The sequence below is a fragment of the Pedobacter sp. 22226 genome, from assembly GCF_052045455.1.
Taxonomy (GTDB): Bacteria; Bacteroidota; Bacteroidia; order Sphingobacteriales; family Sphingobacteriaceae; genus Pedobacter; species Pedobacter jeongneungensis.
This window is the reverse complement of the sequence record NZ_JBQEPB010000001.1, coordinates 485,527-505,683: the sequence shown is the minus strand read 5'-3', so window position 1 is coordinate 505,683 and position 20,157 is coordinate 485,527. Positions and strand designations below refer to the sequence as shown.

The window sequence follows — 20,157 nt, the reverse complement described above, 5'->3', positions numbered from 1 at the left end:
GAGCATAAAAAGAAATGTGGAGTCCAAAACTCTCCTATTTGTTATTCGAAGCATTTATGGTAACAGCATATCCGCCATAAAAAAAAGTGAGGACACTGACCCCAAGTTTAAGGTTATCATTGAATATTGTATTTGCCGTGGGATCCCACGAAGAGCTGAGTAGGATTTCGTTCCCGTTCTGCAGACCATAAAGGCAATAACCGTAGTTGACAAAAGTACCGGGGGCATATTTTTCCCTGATTTCCTTTGATGGCTGTAATACAGGCGGATTGTCAAGCCCGATTTCCGCCCCGTTCTGGCTGTCATAGACCACGCTTGATACTTTGCTCTGATAATATACCTTGCTGTTATAAGTATTTCCGTTCAGCGGAGGTACCAGATTACCAGCAGAAGGTTCATATATCCTCAAAAAAAGCTGTAAAGAGGTGCCATTGGACAGGTTCGGGTTCTTTACCGTCGCGGTGTATGGCTTTCTGTCTACAATTGTGATCTTCTTTGTTAAAGTTGATGTTCCGCTTCCATTGTCATTTACTGCCTTGAGGGTAAGATTATAATCCCCTTTAACTGCATAGCCATAATCAGGAGCTGAGACAGAGCTACCGGATCCGTTGCCGAAATCCCAGGTATAACCTGATGCATCGCTGGAACTGTTCTTCAGCGTGATCTGGATAAAGGTCGGCAAATGATAAGTACCGTCAGCGGCAGCGGTGACACCTGCAATCTCAAAGTCTGCCTTAGGATTTACCTGCTCTTTTTTCTTGCATGAGCCAAGAAGCAGGACGGTGGTGATAAGTAGAAATGTAGTTGTGATGTATGTTTTCATGTTAGTGTATTTTATTTATCGCCAGCTCAAGTGCCGGGTCTTTTCCATTTATTAAACTCTTTAGATCAAAGGATAACCGGTTATCCGGACCGATGCCAATTCCCTCGAGGCTTTTTCTTTCAAGACTTTCAAATTCCACCGAAGATGCTCTTATCTGGGCAAAACCTGCGATATCAAAGCCCCCGGCATTAAAAATACCACTGTCGGATATGGGTCCGGTCGCACCGTAGGTACTTTCCCCGATAGAAATACTGTTACTACCGGCCTTGAGGGCAAGAATAAGGGTTTCTGATAATGAAGCAGTATTGGCATCCTGCAGGATTATTATCGGCCGATGAAAATCAAAACCGCTTTCATGGCTAACCCCGGAGCTCACCCAGGGTAAATATCCGACTTTGCCGAGCCCGTTTTTCCCCCTGGAAAACCCGAATGCCGCATCTTTATAAATCATTTTCCCGGCAAGGAAATTAAGATCCGCTATATCCCCGCCGGCATTGGAACGGACATCAAAAATCAGGCCCTTTACTGAACCTGGATTCTTCAATAATGAGAAAAATTTGTACAGAGCCGATTTTATTGCTGTGTTGCCATCCGAATAATATGCACGCCTCAAAGCGAAAAAGTTACAGTTAAAATAAACGATATCTTTGTTAATAGTTCCGATTGTCAATCTCAAGCGGGATCCGTTCTCTATTATATCCCCATATGCGCCGGCCTGCTGCCCATCAAGGTAAGCAGTAACCGCGTTCTGATAGTTATAGGGTTCATAGAAGGATGACGATTTTCTTTTTAATTGGCCGACCGGATTGATTACCGAATCACTTATAAGGGGATCAAAAAAAGAAATGCTATAATGACTATCTATCAAAGTTGAGGTCATCTCCCTAAAATAACGAACCGCAAGCTTTGTATCGGAACTGCTGTTAGTAAGATTGGCAAACTTTGGACTATAAATAGAATAGACTTTTTCCCAGTCCGTATCATCCCTGTCCCAATAGACATATTGCAAGTTCATCTTCGTCCAGAATTCTTCGAACTTTCTTTCAAAACTACCTTCGGCACCTTTATAGCTTTGAGCGTTCTCCTTTCGACATCCCGATGGGATTATGGCAGTCAGGCAAAGAACAAGCATGCCCATTAAAAATAAGGGAAAACCGCTACATATTTTCAATGGGCTTACCTTGTAATTCAAAATATTTTATCCGTTAATGTTATATTGTATGCCCCTTAATATAATGGCAAAAGTTTTAACAACAGTTGATTTTGGTGCTCCGTTATTTGGCACGACATCAAAAGAAACCCTTAAAAAGGTACTTGGCATAGCTTTACCAACCAGAAAGGTATCAGCGGTAACAGCAGCACTGCCAATAGGAAATACGTTATAGAAATATTTGAACGGAATACGGTTGTTTGCAGGGATATCGTCTATAATGGCAGTCTTCCCACCGATCTGCTCTGTCTTTGCTGAACTTGGGATAGGGGTCTCAGGCTCGTCATGTACAGGAAATGTGGTATAATGTCCTTCGTGGGAATAATAGTTTTTGGTGCTAACGATTTCCTGTTTCAGGTTTTGTATAGTAGCCCCATTTGCGGAGGAATTGATCACCGAAGGATTAAAAATAATCTGATATGATCCCGGCACCAATGTACAGGTAGCGAAATCCCAGTAATAATCATCTGTCTCGCCCCTGTTGACAGGGACTACAAAATCTGATTTAGGCGGCGCGGATAAGGTAACAATTCCCAAAGGACTTTTGTACAACGGCGTATAACCATCCACATTATCCTGTCCCATGGTCCCAGGGGTAACCAGAGATGGATTCTGTAGCTGATAAAAGTCTGTAGCTGTGCCCGTGAAAGTCATCTGTGCACTAGTGGTCAGATTAGCATACTGGGTCGACTGGCTCGCCCCGCCAAAGAGTCCGTTAAGAAGGTTTTTGACAACTCCGTTAAGGCCACTGTTCACTGCAGTCTTCAGCGCCAGCTTTATAGGATCTTTCAGATCGGAGCCCTTATCGTCGATAGCCTGTTCAGAACCAAAGGTAATCAGTCCGGGAATCAGGGTTCCAAGTAAACTGCCCCCACCGGAAGTAGTAGTGATATTTCCCTTGATCGTCCCGGTTGAGGTACCATTAAGTATAAGGTTTGTAGTATTGATCGAGTTGACCTGCCATACCATTTTGGTATTGGCGGCAGCTTTTCCACTCACCGTTGGATCATAAGCCATTTCAAATTCCGCTGCGAACCATGTTCCCGTAGCCGAAGTTCTGAATTCCTGAACATTTGTGGTAACAGGGGTATTTATGCTCAGGTCCGCCACCTCGCTCGCCGAATAGCTTAAAAGAGGCGATGGGCTTCCACCTGCATCCTGTACGAGGGAATGGGCGATATTACTGCTTGGTATTGCCGAACTTGGCGTAAGATAAAAATACCCCCTGAACAGACCACGGTATCTGTTGTAAAGAATAAAGTAAAGGGGCTGCCTAAGCACACCTGTTTCGAATGTATTATAAACAAGTTCCCAACCATCGGATTTTTTGATATCTGTGGTAAAGATCAGCGGAAATGAGCGGTTAGCACCGCTGGCCCATGGAACAAGAATGTCATTGCCTGCCGGGGTTGGCATATAATCCCTGTTCTCCCAGTCAAAGCTGTATGGAATGAGGGTATTTTTACTGATTATTGATGAGTCTACGCTGTTCAGTAGGATTTCCTTTTTACAGGACTGAGCCATAACGGCAAGGAAGCACAAAGGAATGACCTTCCTCAGGATTGTTTTCATAGAATAAGATGTTAAATAGATAAATTGTAATTTTGAATATTACAAATGTATAGTCGTTATCATACACAAAGCAAATACCCGGTATTAACATATTATTAAATTATTATAAACGGAACATGAATGAAACTGCAAAAGACCATCATTGGTAATCACAACTAGAATCAGCATTGACCTTCGATTCAAACTACCCTTCCGATAAAATGAAAAACGAGGTAACCCTACAGAAACACAATCCCAATGTACCTGACATCCCGAACAAACTGATCAAGCCTGCAAAGCGCAAAAGCCTGGTAATCCAGCGCAGGTTCTGGAACAGGGTAATAGACCATACCGGGCCACTGGAGTGCATTTACACCCGTAAAAAACTTGAACCTGCCAGCTTCGCTGTTGAACATTTTATCCCCTCTGCCTTTGTCTCCCACGACCTGATCTGGAACCTGATCCCGGCCGATCCATCCTTCAACAGCCGTAAGAACGATAGATTGCCCCATATTGAAGACTATTTTGAAGGATACTATGGATTACAGAAAACAGCAATCGGGATAATGGCTGAAAACCATCCCGCTGACCCTTTGATGGAGGAATACCTAAGTATTTTCCTTAAAAGCGATGCATTGCAACTCACCGAACAGGATCTACGGCAAAGGTTTCTGGAAAATATCCAGCCGCTACTGACCATTGCAAGCAATAACGGTATTGAATATTTAAGAAAAATTGACTAGCTATATCCTGTCGTCTGACTTCTGTAAGCTATTGCCCCCTAACCCAATGCATATTACAAGTCCCGCTCCTATTTTGAAGTTGTTCCAGTTCTGTTCCGGCCAGTGCACGTGCACCGTTCCCGTTCCGTTCTAACTGACCTCATGCAAAAGCTTGATATAATACACGAAGAATTAAGTGAATATGTTGCATGGTCCAGTGTTAAATTGCTGGCATAACAATTCATAGCAGTTACATTATCAAATCCTAATCCACATCGCGTGAGCGGTTGCAGGGGCATCCTCCCGCAGGGAGATACAGCGGAAAACGCGACCCTTCAGGGGCACGCCAAAAGAAAAAACGTTAAGCGATAATCTTAGAAAACTGATTTAGCGGCAGACTATTAGGTGAACGACTGCTTGGGCAGCCACTCATCACGAATAAAAGACACTATAGCTATATCAGCCGGTGTACAATGCCGAAACTATAACATTATGGAAATGGAATGCACTATCATGATGATGAAAACCACTCCCGAAAGCAGATTGAAGAAGGTATCGCAATAACACCGGGAGTAGTCCACGAAAAGAGTTTTGATGATGCCTTATCCGTCATCCCCTCTGGCCTACATCCATTTTTGCCCCTAGCTCTTGCGGACTTCAATCCTGCATTAGTTCTTTCTATTAGTACTTTAAATTTGAAGCAGGGAATTTGAAAGAAGATTCGGAAAAAGTTTTGCCAGATTCGCTAAAAATTTATTTTTGTTTGCACAATAAGAATAAATATTGTAAAAATCTTATGTTTGAATAATAGCTTTCTAACAAAAAGGGAATGATGCACTTTTTGCGGACTCGCTACTTGTTTCTTTAAATTAAAGCGTACTTTAAAATTATAAAAATGAAAAAACTATCATATTTATGTGCAGTAATGGCTATTTCATATTCTACCAATGCGCAATATGTAGAACCTGAAAAAGCAGACAAAGAAGCTGCGAAAAGAAAGGCAACAGAAATAGTTACCATGCCTACACTAAAATTTGATTCTTTACAGGCGAAAAGGGCTTTAGCCTTAGGTACAGGAAAAATTGTTGGAGAAGCTTTTACCAGAAAGAAAAATGGTTATGGAATGAAGGTTTTAGGAAAAGTTCCAGCAAATAAGATTCAGATTCAGCTATTTCCCGTTACGCCATATTTCGAGGAATATTATAAACTTTGGAGTGATAAAAGCAAAAATAATCCTAAAAAAAACAAATATGTTTATATGGATAAAGCTGCGATTAGGTACCGTATTGATGCGATAACCAATAGCTCGGGTGAATTTACATTTCCAAATATGAAGCCGGGAAAGTATTATATGTGGGCGAGTATGAATTATAGCCTTAGTTACAATTACAACAAGTACACCGGAAGCGGATACGATGGTTATGGAAGGATAGATTACTATTCTCCAAGTTCTTACAATAGAGATTTCAGTGAGTTTTTAGAGGCCTTTGTTGAGGTTAAAACCGAAGGAGAAACGGTTGAAGTGAAGTTGAAATAAAAATCATAAAATACGATAAATACTGGAGATTATCCAGAAAGTGGCCACTTGTTTTCTTAAAGTGGCCACTTTTTTCGGCTTAGACTGTTCACTTTTTTCGCTCCAAAATGGCCACTCGGCTCATTTTAAGCGGTTTTAAGCTTTTTTTAATGATGACTGGATTCAATGGGTGTACCGTCCTGAATTTACTTGTCGTTTTTGATTTATAATACTAGAATAAGTTTACATTTTCTATATGGTAATACTGGAATAAGTTTACATCTCATTTCTGGTAATTCTGATATTACTTTACAAGTGTACAATTCGTAATTTATTATTAAAAGAAAAGCCTTTTCATTTTTTCTTTATTTGAATCAAACAGTCTCCATTTGATCCATCTCTATATCCTTTTTCTTGTAGGGATAATGCTTCCAACGTTTTTTTATTTCACCGCTCATGTCATGTGCTTTGCTTGGCGTAAGATAGTCCAGGCTGCCATGAGGTCTTTTTTCATTGTAGTTTTTGATAATGATCCCAATACTTCTTTTCGCTTCCTTATGATCACGGTATATCTTTTTTGGTAAAAACTCATTCTTTACTATTCCGTTAACACGTTCGGCTAAAGCATTATCATACGGACTACTGCTTTCAGTCATACTTATTGCGATCCTATCTCTGGTTTAGAAGCTCAGTATAGCTTTTAGAACAGTATTGTATGCCCCGATCCGAGTGATGAACCAGTATAAAGGGTGAGTCTTTTTTTCTTGCACCAATGGCCATCTCCAAAGCGATGATCCAACCAGTAGCCTCGAGATTCGAATGGAGAGCAAATCCTACAATTTTTCTGGAATAAGCATCAGTAATCAGACTTAAATAACTAAAGCCCAACTGAGTCCGGATGTAGGTAATATCGCTCACCCATAGTTGTTCAGGAGCAGAAAGCACCATGTGTTTTATCAGGTTAGGATATCTTTTTAAAGCATGATTGGAGTCTGTAGTTCTGATAGAACGTTTCCTCCTGCGTATTAATAGCCCATGAAATCTTAAAAGATCATAAAGCTGATCCCGCCCCATTTTTATATTGTGCTTTTCCATCTCTGGAGAAAGCATATGCAGGAGTTTTCGTGTTCCTAAAAATGGGATCTCCGAACGGAATTCAGACACCAGTGACAATACTACCATATGGGAGATATCAGTCTTTAGCGCTGTTTTCTGTGCCAAGTAATACGCCTGGCGGCTTACACCAAACAGTGCACAAAGTTCAACCAGAGGCTTGTCAGGTCGTTTTTGCCGCATTCTTAAGACCGTTTGGTACCACGCTTTTTTCTGATGTTGATCTTAAGTTCGCTTTCGGCAACCTCAATCATGGTTTCTAATCCAACATTTTTCAGTTGAGCATCGGCGAGCGCCTTGGTTAATTCATCAATCTTTTTCTTAAGAAGTCTTGTTTCCTGGTTTTCGTCCATTGCTGAAAGTACGTTTGAAGGGTTGGCTTGTGCCAAGATAGCTAAATTACGCTTCTCAAACCAAAGTCCTATGGTACTTCGGGGTAAACCGTATTTTCGACTTGCTGCACTCTTGCTGAGCATTCCCGAATTTATTTCGCAGAGGATTTTTTCTTTAACATCCTCACTTAGGCGACCCCAAGGTTTCCTGCTTGAAATTTTTGTCTTGTATTTGATTTTTATTGCCATTTTTCAGTTTTTAATGACAAGCTATAGCAGGACGAGACAGTCAAGGAATTGGCTATTTGAGGTAGAAAAAGTGATCAGTTTAAGCCGAAAAGACCTATTTGTTGAAAAACAGGTGGTCGCTTTTTGTATAATCTCCAGCCAAATGATCAGATCTGTTCATTCCATTATGAGAGTAAAAAATCTATTCGGCCCCGAGAAAGCCAGCATATCGCATCAAGTACAAAAAACTAGCTTGTAAAGGTCTTCGCTACAAAGCAATGCTGTAAGTCATAATTTCCGTACCATGGGAATTTCTCACAATTTCTTTAGTATTTCTGAGTATTAATGTGTTGCTCCCCAGTTTACTATAGGAAACAAATTCCCCATCTGGAGTTTGTTCACTGATAATAAACATGTGCCAGCCCGTGTTTGAGGGAATTGAGATAATTACTTTTCTCTTAGCCTTCAATTCGTTTTCTATTGTCCTGAAGAGACTATCGATCGGGAATTTCTCATCCCGCGGCAGAACAAATTTTTGAAAGAACGTAATGCCGTACAATTTTTTTTTGTCAAAATCATGGAAAGACCCATCGGTTTTGTTTTTCCATTTATTTTGTAGCTCGTAAAAATCAAAATCGACCACTTGATAATACTTAAGTATCATTTCAACAGCTGATGGAATGCAGGAAAATTCAGAGATTTGATCATGGTTATTTACGACAGTATTAAACAATAAACAACTATCGGTTTTTTGGGATTGAGCCTTCGAATGAAAAATGACAGATGTGCATAATAACACGACTAAACTAAAGAAGATCTTTTTCATCATTTAAATTATTACAGTAAAATATACTTATCTCCAATTACTGACCAGTGCTATAAGTCATGATTTCCGTACCGTTAGACTTTTTCACGATTTCTTTTGTATTTCTGACGATCAATGTATTATTTCCAAATTTACTGTAGGAAACAAATTCTCCATTCGGCATTCGTTTATGTACAACAAAAATCGGCCAGCCATTTTCCAACTGCAATGCGATAATGACTTTTCTACCCAATTTCAATTCCTTATCTATGGTTTGAAAAAGACTATCCAAGGGAAAATTTACATCCCGGGGCAATTTGAATTTTTGGTAAAACGTAACTCCGTATAATTTCTTTTTGTCAAAGTCACTGAATGAGCCATCAGTTTTGTTCTGCCAGTCATTTTGTAACTTATAGAAATTAAGATCCACTGCTTTACATTGCTTTAGCGCCATTTCAATAGCTGATGGAATACCAGAAAATGGAAAGATTTGGCTATGGCTGTTTACGACGGTATCAAAAAAAACACAATTATCTTTTTTTTGTGCATGGGCCTGAAAAACAAACAATGTAGATACTAATACGATTAAAGCTAAACGGATGTATTTCCTCATTTAATAATATGTTGTTTTATCAAATATAATAAAAATTATAGTGCGTCCTGAATTTACTTGCCATTGAATTATAATACCAGAATAAGTTTACATTTTACGGGTAATAATACAGGAATAAGTTTACCGCTGGAAGTGGTGATGACCAAAAATAGCCCGAAAAAATGGCCACGATGGTGAAAAAACCAGTGGTGACTTTTAGCAAAGCCTGGTAATGAGTATTATTCTTCGAATTACTAACTCGCAATGATATGATAGAATAGTTTGCCCCAATGAAGCCTGGCACAATCGTTTATTTAAAAAACAATAGATCAACACAAATTCCTCTAATAAAGAAATCCGTTAACACTTTGTAAATATCTTCACCTGAAAATTCGTGATGGGGAGAATTAACAATTATCATCTTACCAAAAAACGGCGTTATAACAGAAAGAAATGTATTGACATCAATATCGGCAACATTAAATAAATGATGGGGGACAAATTCGATATACAAATATTTACAATATGTCAAACATTGTCCTCCCATTTTTAACGCAGCATATTCAGCCCCTTCGATATCCACCACCATGACATCTGGATAAGGCAACCTGTTTGCTTCCACAAAACTATCCAAACATATAGTTTGAATCACTGTCTCAGCCGGGCGATCGTAATTATATAGGAACTGATCCTTGAGTGGCTTAATCTTACTACCTCCTGTATTCGCCTTGCTTTTATAAAATGATGAGGTTCCCTGCTTATCATACACACCATAATTATATACTGTTGTATGTAAAACTTTATTCAAATTCAAATTACTTTTAAGATATTCAAACGTATCTGGATTTGCTTCGAAACCTATTGTCTTACTAGCATTTCTCGATAATGGAATCAGTAAGGTACCGATATGGACGCCTAGAAAATATAAAGTATGCTCTTTTTTAATAAAATTACTTAAAAAGTGAATCTTGTCCAGATCATATTGAGCATAGTTTCCAAGGCTCCTGTTAATTTCAGTATCCATCGGACTTGAAACCAAAGTCCCATTATGGGTTGCAAACATTACACCCTTTGCGTGCGGGCCGAAAATCCTTCGAAAGCATTGTTCCTGATAGGTACTGATGAGGCTTGTAAGCATAAAATGTTTCTTAAATAGATTTGCTTCCTTTTTCTTTTTAAAAAAAGGCATTTTCTTTAAAACATTAATCTTTAGCCTTAAAAAATAAATTTTCGCACTTAGAATATTAAGTTTAATTCCGAGCATATTAATTTAAATATAGTTTAAAATATAGCGCATTAATTACTTAGCCAGATAATTTGTAACCAAAGACAAAACAAATAATGCTACTGAAGAATTGGATAAACGATAGATCAAGGACAAAGACCTGGTGACATCAACGATCGCGAGATAATGCATTTACCGGTTTAAATGACCAGAAAAAACCACCTTGTGTCATACTTCATTTCCAGATTTCCGATAGCAGCATATTGGTGCGCTCAGCGTTTATCCAACCAAGTTATATCAAGCTGATCATATAACGATCTGTATGTATGATTTTACAGCCTTGATCAGCCGTTTAACCTGCTGAACAGATCCAAAGCTGCTTCCACCGTCTTATCCATATCATAATACTTGTATTCGCCTAGCCTGCCCCCAAAGTAAATATTGCTTTCCTTCTTTGCCAAAGTTTCATATTTAGCAAACCTAGCCTGGTTTTCACCTGTATTGATAGGGTAATATGGCTCTAAACCTATTTCCCATTGTTGGGAATATTCCTTGGTGACAACGGTTTTTGACTGGGTCCCAAATTCAAAATGTTTATGTTCTAAAATACGGGTATATGGAACCTCCCTTTCCGTATAATTTACAACCGCATTACCCTGAAAATTGTCCGTATCCATCACCTCATGTTCAAAATGCAATGAACGATAATCAAGTTTTCCATAACAGTAATTATAGTACTGATCGATCATCCCAGAAAAAATTATCCTACTTGCCGAGCTCATTAGATCTTTGTTTGCAAAAAAGTCCATATTGATATGAACTTCACTACCCTCAAAGCATTTATCGAAAATCGAATTATACCCACCAATAGGTATACCTTGATAGATATCGTTAAAATAATTGTTATCGTAAGTGAAACGGATTGGTAAGCGCTTAATGATGAATGCCGGCAATAATTTAGCATCGATTCCCCACTGTTTTTCAGTATAGCCTTTAATCAACTTTTCATATACATCCACCCCTACTAAAGACAAGGCCTGCTCTTCAAAATTCATGGGGTTATCAACTTTCAGCCGCTGTTCTTCAATTTTCCGTTTCACCTGATCTGGTGTGGTCAATCCCCAAAGGCGATTGAACGTATTCATATTGAAAGGCAGGTTATAAAGTTCGTCCTTGTATTTGGCTAAAGGGGAGTTCCGGTAGTGATTAAATTCGCACAGTTCATTCACGTAATCCCAGGTCTGCTTATTGCTGGTATGAAAGATATGGGCTCCATATTTATGTACATTTATCCCCTCTACATTCTCACAATACAGATTGCCTCCGATATGATCCCTTTTTTCAACTACGATACATTTTTTGCCTTGCTTAACGGCTTCACGGGCAAAGACGGCATTGAATAAACCTGCACCTACCAGTAAGTAATCATATTCGTGTTTTTTATTTTTCATGTAGATTATTAATATTCTTTTCCAGTAAAACCGATAAGTCCTGATGTTTATAAAAATCGTAAAGCGTAAGCTTTTTGATTTTGTAATAGCTTGCCCAATAATTTTTAAGCGAGTTTACATAGTTCCTCTGCGCCTCTTTGTAACGGTTTAAAGAAAAGCTCAGTGCACTCATATCTGCTTTTCCGATCACAAAGCGTTTTTGATTAATCCGATAGGCGTTTTTTGCAAGCGATAAAAGTTCTTGTGCAGAACCGATCAACTCTTTCTGATTGTTGAAATCATCAACCACTGATGTCAACTGCTGCTCAAGATTTTGCTTTTTCTGCTGCACTGAAAATTTTGTTACGACCAGATTGCTTTTGGCCATGTTTTTGCGCCCTTTTCTTACGCCCCAATCCAGAATTGGGATCGTTAAGCTAACTGCTACTAAATCCTGTTGAAGAGGCCTACTATATGCTCCGGCAAAGTTATCTGCAACCTGGTTAAATCCTAAACTGGCAGATATACTTGCATCGAAGACCGAAGCGCGGGTCCTGTCTACTTCCCGTTCTGCTTCCAGCAATTCTTGCTGATAACCCAGATAGTCAGGATTGTTGGCCCGGGAATACATTAAAGCATTACCAACTGGAATAAGGATATCATCCAATTTTTCCGGTAAAAGTATAGAATACTCCATGCTTTTGTCAAGATTTAGGAAGTGCAGATAAGCAAATCTTGCATCTTTCAATACTAATTCAACACTTTTTAACGTATTCTTTGTGTTGATTTTGTCTAATTTCAAGCTTAGCACATCAGCTTCGGATATAGCAGATATTTTTTGACGTTCCAATCCTATTGTATACAAAGTATCTGCTGTCAGTAAATCCTCCAATGCCAGATCATATTCTTTTTGGGCTTGTGCATAATTAAAAAAATATTGCACAGTAGTTTCCGCTATTTCCTGCTGACGATAAAGGAATATTTTTTTTACTTTCTCAAACTTCAGCGGTTCTATTTTCCGCTCCCATTTAAAGGTATTGAACCCAAAGAGCGCTTGTGAATAGCCAATCCGTATTGGGATGGCGTTAAACTGCCTATTTTTATTATCTCCGGAGCTCTTTATATAGCCTAATTCGGAATCTGCAAAGAATGTTCCTCCTGTTAAATCCAAGTTTTGACTTAAAGTCATCCCACCCGATGAATACAAAAATTGCTGGCTCCGGTAGACATCAATGTTTTCTTGGAAATCATAACGTTTTACGATATTACGGTTGTATTGTAACGGTGTCGACCTCAGCGATAGCGAAGGCAGACGGGCAGCTCTGTAGTCACGGTAATCCCAGTACCCGGATTGATAATAATTCTGAGTGAGGAACGCCTGCAAAGAACTATCAGAGGCAATCTCGATGCCTTTGAATAAGTCCAGCTTTTTTTTATTCTGGGAATATACAGCTGGACCGAACAGGATTAGAGCTATTAATACTAACAAAAAAAATCTCATATAACTGTTTGCTTATTTCGTATTAAACTTTATGTTATCAAACAGCCTTTGGATCAATCTTCGGTCTTTTACGATGATATCAGCTTGTCCTCCAATCTCGTATTTAAAGTTTAATTTGTCCCCATAGTTTGTAACCAATCCATCTGGCATATCTACAGTTACCAAGTAGGTGTTGACATTATTTTGCATTGCCCTGGATTCATTGGTTATAAGGGATATAGAATTTACGACCCCTTTTACCGAACCAAATTCGGCATAAGGGTAATCATCCAACTTTATGGAAACAATACTGCCTTTCTTAACTTTGCCAGCTCCCACTGCAGGCAGGAGCACCTGTCCAAGCACTCTGTTTTCCTTTGGTACAATTCCAAATACATCATCTCCGGCCTGGACAAATTGGTTGCTGGACCAAAACTTCAAAAATTCCACTCGACCGTCAAACGGTGATTTAAGTACGTAAATTTGTTCCCATTGCTTTATCTGATCGCTTAACTCGTGATAAGAGGCCAATAAATCCAGGTGGAGTTGTCTCTCTTTTTCCCTACGTTGTACTGCCAGTTGAGACAAGTTGTTCTCACTCTCTTTTATCTGCATCTCAACCGAAGTGATTTCTTTTATTAAATTTTGCTTGTTTTGCTTAGCTGAAAGAAGGTCTATCCGGCTTTTATCGATTTCAAGATCATAGGTGGGAACCAGGTCTTTGTTTTGCGAGGAATATTTATTCAACCATTTTTCAGAGATTTCCATATTTTCTGTCGATATACTCAAGGCGTTCTTTCCTTCATCCAATATTTTCCTACGCCATACAATGCCTTCGGTTAAGCCAGCCTTCTGTTGCTCAAAAATGTTATCTTCAGAATAATCTATCAGGCTTTTTAATGAGTGGAAAAACCAGAAGGCATTGACCCCATCTCACCAAAAATAAGAAAGCAATAACCTACTGGCTTACAGCCGACTTATCCACACCTCAAAATTGGCGGAACGGGGTCAATTAAGTTGGTTTATCCAATTAAAGGAAAAAATGCCTCCGTCAAGTTCCCCCTTGATTCCGGTGGGCTCTCGATCCGCTTAGGGATGGAAAATGTTTAAATGGTCAACCGGGTATTTCCGGCCTGGAGACCAATAGCATGAAAATCCGGGCCCAATCCGATCAGCTGTGGCATGCCCTCTATGATCAATACCCGTTAACAGCCAATGGCAGGACAATACCCAGGGCAGTTTTCCTGGAAGATATAAAAAACCAGCTACAGCTGGTCAGTTCGCATCCAAAAGAATTCTTTAGTCTGCTGCTACTTTACCAGACCAGTGCAAGTGAGGTTTCATTAAGCCACGCCAACGCAGTACTGGAAGCCTGGGCAAAGCTGGGCACCAACCTTTCAGAATCACCGCTCGGCCTTTCCATATATAAACGACAAAAGAATTATATCAAAGGCTACCTTGCAGCACAGGTCGGCAAAGATATCGTCGATTTTACGGTCAGTGATATCGATGGCAATACATTTGACAGCCGGTCATTAAGCGGACAAAAATACTTGATCGTTTTATCCGCCACCTGGTGCCTACCCTGCCAAAAGCAGTTACCCTTATTAAAAACGCTTTACGATAAATACAAAGCATCCGGATTAAAAGTGGTGTATTTTAATAATGATGATGATGTAGTGAGGTGGAAAGAGCACCTCAAGAAAAACGGACTTAGCTGGATCAATGTCTCGGAGCGGCTGAAATTCTCGGACAGCAAGATCCCAAAGTCTTTCGGCATTTATGCAGTACCTACCTGTATTCTGATTGATTCCAAGGGAAAAATCACATACAATTCAGATCAGGAGGATACAGGGCTGGAAAGACTGGAGGCAGCGATTAAACTCACGATGTAACATCATGCCAGCTTTTTACAATAGTTTATTAAATAATTGCTTGAAAAGGCTATTAGAATAGAGAAGCAAACTTAACCTGATAAAAAATAGCAAACCTAGACAAAAAAACACATTATCGCAATTTGTCTTAAAGCCGCACCAAAAGTAATGCGGGAGATGACTGGAATACATTGCAAAAAACACAACTTGCTTTCAATTGGATAAATCACAGACGATTGATCCCATACTGCCCGCAATCAGACTGACATTAATCGATTAACTATCTGATAGTTATATGTTTTGCCACGTAGGATCAAATAAATTGGTTTTTTCATTTAAGCGTCTCATGGCGCCTTTTTGAAGATGTTTAACTGTATTTTCCTGCTGTGATGCTTTACTGATCTCCTTGAAAGGGTCCGGTACTTTGTTGGAACATGTTAAAATGAGAGCTTACCGTAGAAGTGGAATTCGAGGTTGGTGATCCTATGCGTTCAGAGGGAAAGGGACAATTTAGGGAATTGACCGGCAATCAAATCCGCGTACAGTTTGGTCCGAAACGGACTGACACTTTCAGGTTCTTCCCCACTTTTAGCGAATCCCCATCAAAAGGCGTGATGAGGTTAAATTAATACAATAAAAAAAAGGAGATGATATCACGAAGTACTTTATTGAAGAAAACAAATTCATTGCAGATATACACAATTACAACCAAAGCACGCCATCAACCGAATGTGTGCAGGCGGTTACAGATTGCCGGTATATAGCTTTTCCGAAAAAATCAATGGAGGAGCTGTCATTAACAATTGTCAGCTGGGACAGCATAATTGCGAAGATCACAGCAAAGAGATTAGCTGAAAAACTAAATAAATTTAGCGCAATGACGGACAAAGATGCAACAGAGCGCTATCTACAATTCCTGAGCAGGTATCCCAATCTGGTAAATAAAATTCCCTTATCCTATCTGGCGTCATACCTTGGCATTACACAATCTTCGTTAATCAGGATAAGGAAAAACCTTTATTAAGAGGAAATTAATGCAATCCCGGTAATGGATTAAAGCTTCGATGAACTTTTTTGTTGACTAGCTGCATAAAAGATTGAGTCATATTAACTTCGGCGATGCCTTGCCCCCCTTGATTGTAAGCCATAAGGTAGGTATAAAGGAAGAAGTTCGCCTGATGTAACCTGAAATCATTTTTTATGAGAACGAAAGATTTTTAATAAAAAAAGCTGTATATCTTTTTACAGATGATACAGCTTTCAACGAAATAATCCTATCCAGGAATTATCCCATCATCAATCATACTAACTTATTCTAAAATTTCATAGGTAGGTTATCTTATTATCTGGCCAGTCCGCTACGTTCTGCATTAAATTTGCTATCAATCATAAAGATCATTTCCTTTAAGTGGAGCTTGTTTATATTGTTTAAGCCCGGTTTAGTAAGCGCTGTTTTAAATAAGGCCTGCTGTTTTCTTAACTCTGCCCTGATAATGGCATTTAAATCGGTTACGGTAAAACGGAAAGTGCTTGGCGGGTTGATGGTAGACATATCCATATTATAAAACCCCTGTACCATTAGTCGCCATACGTACAGTTTTTGCATATTACGACGGTAGATGTCAACATTTTGTCCATTATAAAGCTCTTTAAAAATACCCTGATCCAGATCACTGAAAAGTTCGTTTATCGTATATGCTTTTCCTTTGGCTTTCATTTCGCTGGTAAGCATCCTGCTTAACCTGTTCCTGGTAATTAGCGCATCGATACTGGTTTGCTGCATGGCATTAAGTTCGACACCAAAATTAATGCTTAACTTATTGGTGATGCTGGTATTGTTTAACCACATTGGTGTTGCAAATACGTTATCATTCAGGAATTTTACTGCATCTTTCTGTTTCCAGGCTGGTGCAGATTCGATTACCATACCGCTTTCGCCATTTACTTTTGGCGTGTGATATTCGCCTGCAACGTTTTTGGTTACGTGGCCGATATATAGTTCGAACTGATCCCAGATGCCCGAATAAGCCGCAAATAGTTTAGACTGATCCTCGCCCGGAACACTTACCCATTTATCGATCTGCGGCATAATACGTTTAAGGTTTTTGATACCGTAAGCGCTGGCCAGCACAGCATTATCACCTAAATCTTCATTCTGCGATCTCGGGTCGAAAGCTTCACCTTCGTATCCGAACCATAGGCGATGATTGGACTTTAGCGAATCGCTTACTACTTTAACTAAGGCTCTGTGCTCCTCTTCGGCAGAGCTGTACTCCGGGTGCCAGGTATAGGCCCATTTTATTGCCCATTTATCATAATCTCCAATTCTGGGAAAAATTCCTTTTTCGCTGATATTATCTTCTGGCTGGGCCACATAGTTAAACCTGGCATAGTCCATAATAGATGGGGTATGTCCGTTGGCTTCAACCCAGGCCTTATCCCTCAGTTTTTCTACAGGAACAGTAGAACTTGATCCAAAATTATGTAGTAAACCCAAAGTATGGCCAACTTCGTGCGATGAAACGAAACGGATCAGGTTACCCATCAGTTCGTCATCAAACTCGGCTTTTCTGGCTCTTGGATCAACAGCACTTGCCTGCGTGCGGTACCATTTTTGCAATAATGCCATTACATTATGGTACCAGAAAATATGGCTTTCGATGATTTCGCCGCTGCGTGGATCGGAAATGCTCGGACCCATGGCATTTGCAATTGCAGATGGACGGTAAATAATTGCCGAGTGGCTGGCATCATCAATGCTCCAGGTGCTATCCTGCGCTTTTGTAGGCGCTTCTTTGGCAATAATGGCGTTTTTGAAACCCGCTGCCTCAAAAGCTTTCTGCCAATCGTTTACCCCTGCCATTAAATAAGGTACCCATTTTTTTGGCGTTACCGGATCGATGTAGTAAACAATCTGTTTGGCAGGTTCAACCAGCTCTCCCCTTTTATATTTTTCTACATCTTCGGGTTTAGGTTCCAGTTTCCATCTTTTGATGTATGTTGTTGTCTTTACGCCCTGCGGATCAACATCAAAATCCCTAAAAGAAGTTGAAAAATACCCAACACGTGGATCCTCCAGACGTGCACGCATGGGTTTAAGATCTAAAAGTACCAGTGATGAGTTGATGTTTACGGTATAGCTCGATCCGGTTGGGTTTAAACCTGCCGAATAGGTTTTAACCGCGCCAATTTCTATGTTCCTGGCATAAGTATGGATGTAATCTACATAGCTTTTATCATTTTGCTGTCCGGCCATCCCTGCTTTATCCTTAAAGACCTTTTTCTGGAAATAAAGTACATCATTGTCGGCATTCAGGAAATCGGTTACATCTACCACCACAGCCGATGAATCTTTCGGCATGGCCAATACCGGAAATGAAGCTACTATTGCGCTCACATTATTTTTTTGCAGACTGGCAAACATGGTTGTTGTACTGTCTTTTGCAAACTCGGAAAAGGATATGCGCCTTAGGAAAAGTTTTTTGTTAGGGCCTTTTTCGAAACGGAAAACGGTTTCGCCGAGCTGGTCGCCGGCATAACCTGATGAACCGTTTCTCATATCTGCCGAGGCCTTTGAAATACGGCTAACGATCAGGATATCCCTGTTCAATATTTTGTTGGGCACCTCGAAATAGTATTTTTCATCTTTTTGATGAACGGTAAAAAAACCAACTTTGGTTTGCGTGCCTTTGGTTATTACTTCGCTGTATGGTTTTAAACCTGTAGCTTTTTTTAAGCTATCGGCAGTTTTCTTTGCGGGATCAACCGCTACAACTTTGGCCGGAACCGGCTTTTTATGAAACAGCGCACAGCCTGATACAATAGCGGTTAAGCTTATCGCTGTAGAAAATAGTATTGACTTTTGATTAAACATTTTAAATATTATCTGGGATTTTGTGTGATTTCTGGGTTTAATAGAATGTATTTATCGCCGATGGCAAAGGTGTACCGGTTACTGTTTGGTGCCAGCGTGTAGGTTACTCCTTTAAAAATGCGGGTGACCGTACCAATAAAGCCGGCATCCTGCCTTAACCTTCTCTGATCGAACCACCTGAAACCGCGGGCAACAAATTCGCGTTTGCGCTCGTCGATAACCAAGTGTAAGGCTTCGTTTGCGCTTGCCGCGCTGAGGTTTATATAAGCCGATGCATTGTTGTAGCGTTTTTTACGCAGATCGTTCAATAAGCTTAACGTGGCTGCAATGTTGCCGGCACGTGCTTCGCATTCTGCTTTGATCAAAATCATTTCCGGTACACTCGGCCCGATGTAACCTCCATCATTGGTTAACCTCGATTTATTATAACCACGGCTTACCGTAAAAGTAGTTGCAGGCAATGTTGCACCCGGCGTAGTTAAAAGTGTATACCTGATATCGTTGGTTTTATCATACATATTTTCGGCATCGGTACTTAATGGAAAGGCAACCGGAAACTGACTGGTTCTTTTGATCAGCAGCTCTTCGGGGTTATTAACTTTTGTTGGAAAAGCAGGCGTGCCTGTTTTATATACATTCAGATCAAGCAGGTTACTTTGAAGGGCCAATGACATATCGGCGAATTTTTCGGCGTTTACGAAATCGCGCTTATGAAGGTAAACACGGGATAAAATCGCATATGCTGAAACTTTTGACGGATTTGAAGGGAAATCAGGAAGGTTTTTAAGTCCGGGGATTGCCGTATTCAGGTCTGATATAACCTGATCGTAAACCGCTTGTACACTTGCGCGGGTTAAATCGCCCAAAAATTTTGGTTTCAATAACAAAGGTACCCCCGGATCGCTTGCTGCTGTTGCAGCGGCGTACTGATTGCCATAAAGGTTTACTAGCGAAAAGTATTCGAAAGCACGGTGTACAAGCGCGTAGGACATGCCGATCTGCTTTTCTTCGTCTGTACCCACACTTCCCATAATGCCATCTACAATTGTATTATAAATGAAGATTTTTCTATAGGCATTCTGCCAATCAAGATCTTCTTCCTGCGACCCAAAATTACGTTCGGCCCAGGTATAGGCATTTCCCGCCGCAGTTTGCAAACTGGTTTGCCACCTGGTTTCATCGCTTCCTGCATCATCACCCGAAAAAATCGGGTAATAATAGCCCTGCTCGTTTGCAGAGGAGTTATACATCAACTGTGTATAATCGGCAGCCGTACTTAAAATTTTGGTTTGTTCAGGTGGAATTTCAACATATTTTCTGCATGAAGGAAAGCTCAACAAGCTTAACGCCAATACGGTGTATATTAATTTTTTCATGATCGG

General features: G+C 40.0%; 18 protein-coding genes. 4 read left to right on the top strand and 14 right to left on the bottom strand.

Annotation, left to right across the window (positions count from 1 at the left end; translation table 11 throughout):
* Positions 1–34: 34 nt before the first annotated feature.
* Genes ACTJKC_RS02145 through ACTJKC_RS02135 form a run of 3 tightly spaced genes read right to left on the bottom strand, consistent with a single transcriptional unit; the run spans position 35 to position 3,605 of the window.
* Entirely contained in the window at positions 35–823 is a 789-nt protein-coding gene (locus tag ACTJKC_RS02145) for a PKD domain-containing protein (RefSeq protein ID WP_440789847.1), read from the bottom strand.
* Between the two features lies 1 nt (position 824).
* Complete coding sequence (locus ACTJKC_RS02140; protein ID WP_440789846.1) at positions 825–2,015, bottom strand: S41 family peptidase; 1,191 nt, start codon at positions 2,013–2,015, stop codon at positions 825–827.
* A 6-nt stretch (positions 2,016–2,021) separates the two neighbouring features.
* Complete coding sequence (locus tag ACTJKC_RS02135) at positions 2,022–3,605, bottom strand: hypothetical protein (protein ID WP_440789844.1); 1,584 nt, start codon at positions 3,603–3,605, stop codon at positions 2,022–2,024.
* A 200-nt stretch (positions 3,606–3,805) separates the two neighbouring features.
* Here ACTJKC_RS02135 and ACTJKC_RS02130 point away from each other — a divergent pair, with 200 nt between their 5' ends.
* Together ACTJKC_RS02130 and ACTJKC_RS02125 are read left to right on the top strand one after the other, a co-directional pair.
* Positions 3,806–4,327 (top strand): HNH endonuclease domain-containing protein, encoded by a 522-nt coding sequence (locus tag ACTJKC_RS02130; protein ID WP_440789842.1) that lies wholly within the window; start codon positions 3,806–3,808, stop codon positions 4,325–4,327.
* An 874-nt stretch (positions 4,328–5,201) separates the two neighbouring features.
* Complete coding sequence (locus ACTJKC_RS02125) at positions 5,202–5,843, top strand: hypothetical protein (protein ID WP_440789840.1); 642 nt, start codon at positions 5,202–5,204, stop codon at positions 5,841–5,843.
* Between the two features lie 353 nt (positions 5,844–6,196).
* Here ACTJKC_RS02125 and ACTJKC_RS02120 read toward each other — a convergent pair whose 3' ends face one another.
* The 9 genes from ACTJKC_RS02120 to ACTJKC_RS02080 form a co-directional block, all read right to left on the bottom strand.
* The gene (locus ACTJKC_RS02120) at positions 6,197–6,484 is read right to left on the bottom strand and encodes an integrase core domain-containing protein (protein WP_440790290.1); all 288 of its coding nucleotides are present in this window, start codon (positions 6,482–6,484) and stop codon (positions 6,197–6,199) included.
* A 7-nt stretch (positions 6,485–6,491) separates the two neighbouring features.
* Positions 6,492–7,118 carry a DDE-type integrase/transposase/recombinase gene (locus tag ACTJKC_RS02115; protein WP_440789839.1) on the bottom strand — a complete coding sequence of 209 codons (627 nt, stop codon included), beginning with the start codon at positions 7,116–7,118 and terminating at the stop codon, positions 6,492–6,494.
* A 2-nt stretch (positions 7,119–7,120) separates the two neighbouring features.
* Positions 7,121–7,516: a hypothetical protein gene (locus ACTJKC_RS02110; RefSeq protein ID WP_440789837.1), complete on the bottom strand. Its 396-nt coding sequence runs from the start codon at positions 7,514–7,516 to the stop codon at positions 7,121–7,123.
* A 247-nt stretch (positions 7,517–7,763) separates the two neighbouring features.
* On the bottom strand, positions 7,764–8,324 hold the full coding sequence (locus ACTJKC_RS02105; protein ID WP_440789835.1) for a hypothetical protein: 561 nt from the start codon (positions 8,322–8,324) through the stop codon (positions 7,764–7,766).
* A 34-nt stretch (positions 8,325–8,358) separates the two neighbouring features.
* On the bottom strand, positions 8,359–8,913 hold the full coding sequence (locus ACTJKC_RS02100; RefSeq protein WP_440789834.1) for a hypothetical protein: 555 nt from the start codon (positions 8,911–8,913) through the stop codon (positions 8,359–8,361).
* A 289-nt stretch (positions 8,914–9,202) separates the two neighbouring features.
* Positions 9,203–10,156, bottom strand: a complete 954-nt coding sequence (locus tag ACTJKC_RS02095; protein ID WP_440789832.1) for an FkbM family methyltransferase — start codon at positions 10,154–10,156, stop codon at positions 9,203–9,205.
* Positions 10,157–10,461: 305 nt separating this feature from the next.
* Positions 10,462–11,568: a UDP-galactopyranose mutase gene (gene glf, locus ACTJKC_RS02090; protein ID WP_440789830.1), complete on the bottom strand. Its 1,107-nt coding sequence runs from the start codon at positions 11,566–11,568 to the stop codon at positions 10,462–10,464.
* Positions 11,558–13,036, bottom strand: a complete 1,479-nt coding sequence (locus ACTJKC_RS02085; RefSeq protein WP_440789828.1) for a TolC family protein — start codon at positions 13,034–13,036, stop codon at positions 11,558–11,560. The genes glf and ACTJKC_RS02085 overlap by 11 nt, the downstream gene beginning before the upstream one ends.
* Before the next feature lie 24 nt (positions 13,037–13,060).
* Positions 13,061–13,795: an HlyD family efflux transporter periplasmic adaptor subunit gene (locus ACTJKC_RS02080; protein ID WP_440789827.1), complete on the bottom strand. Its 735-nt coding sequence runs from the start codon at positions 13,793–13,795 to the stop codon at positions 13,061–13,063.
* Positions 13,796–14,175: 380 nt separating this feature from the next.
* Between ACTJKC_RS02080 and ACTJKC_RS02075 the strand changes: the two genes are divergently transcribed.
* Positions 14,176–14,922: a TlpA family protein disulfide reductase gene (locus tag ACTJKC_RS02075; protein ID WP_440789825.1), complete on the top strand. Its 747-nt coding sequence runs from the start codon at positions 14,176–14,178 to the stop codon at positions 14,920–14,922.
* An 856-nt stretch (positions 14,923–15,778) separates the two neighbouring features.
* Positions 15,779–15,925: a hypothetical protein gene (locus ACTJKC_RS02070; RefSeq protein ID WP_440789823.1), complete on the top strand. Its 147-nt coding sequence runs from the start codon at positions 15,779–15,781 to the stop codon at positions 15,923–15,925.
* A 318-nt stretch (positions 15,926–16,243) separates the two neighbouring features.
* Here the strand turns inward: ACTJKC_RS02070 and ACTJKC_RS02065 are convergent, their stop codons facing one another.
* On the bottom strand, positions 16,244–18,775 hold the full coding sequence (locus ACTJKC_RS02065) for a zinc-dependent metalloprotease (RefSeq protein ID WP_440789821.1): 2,532 nt from the start codon (positions 18,773–18,775) through the stop codon (positions 16,244–16,246).
* A gap of 8 nt (positions 18,776–18,783) precedes the next feature.
* Positions 18,784–20,151 (bottom strand): RagB/SusD family nutrient uptake outer membrane protein, encoded by a 1,368-nt coding sequence (locus ACTJKC_RS02060; protein ID WP_440789819.1) that lies wholly within the window; start codon positions 20,149–20,151, stop codon positions 18,784–18,786.
* Between the last annotated feature and the right edge of the window lie 6 nt (positions 20,152–20,157).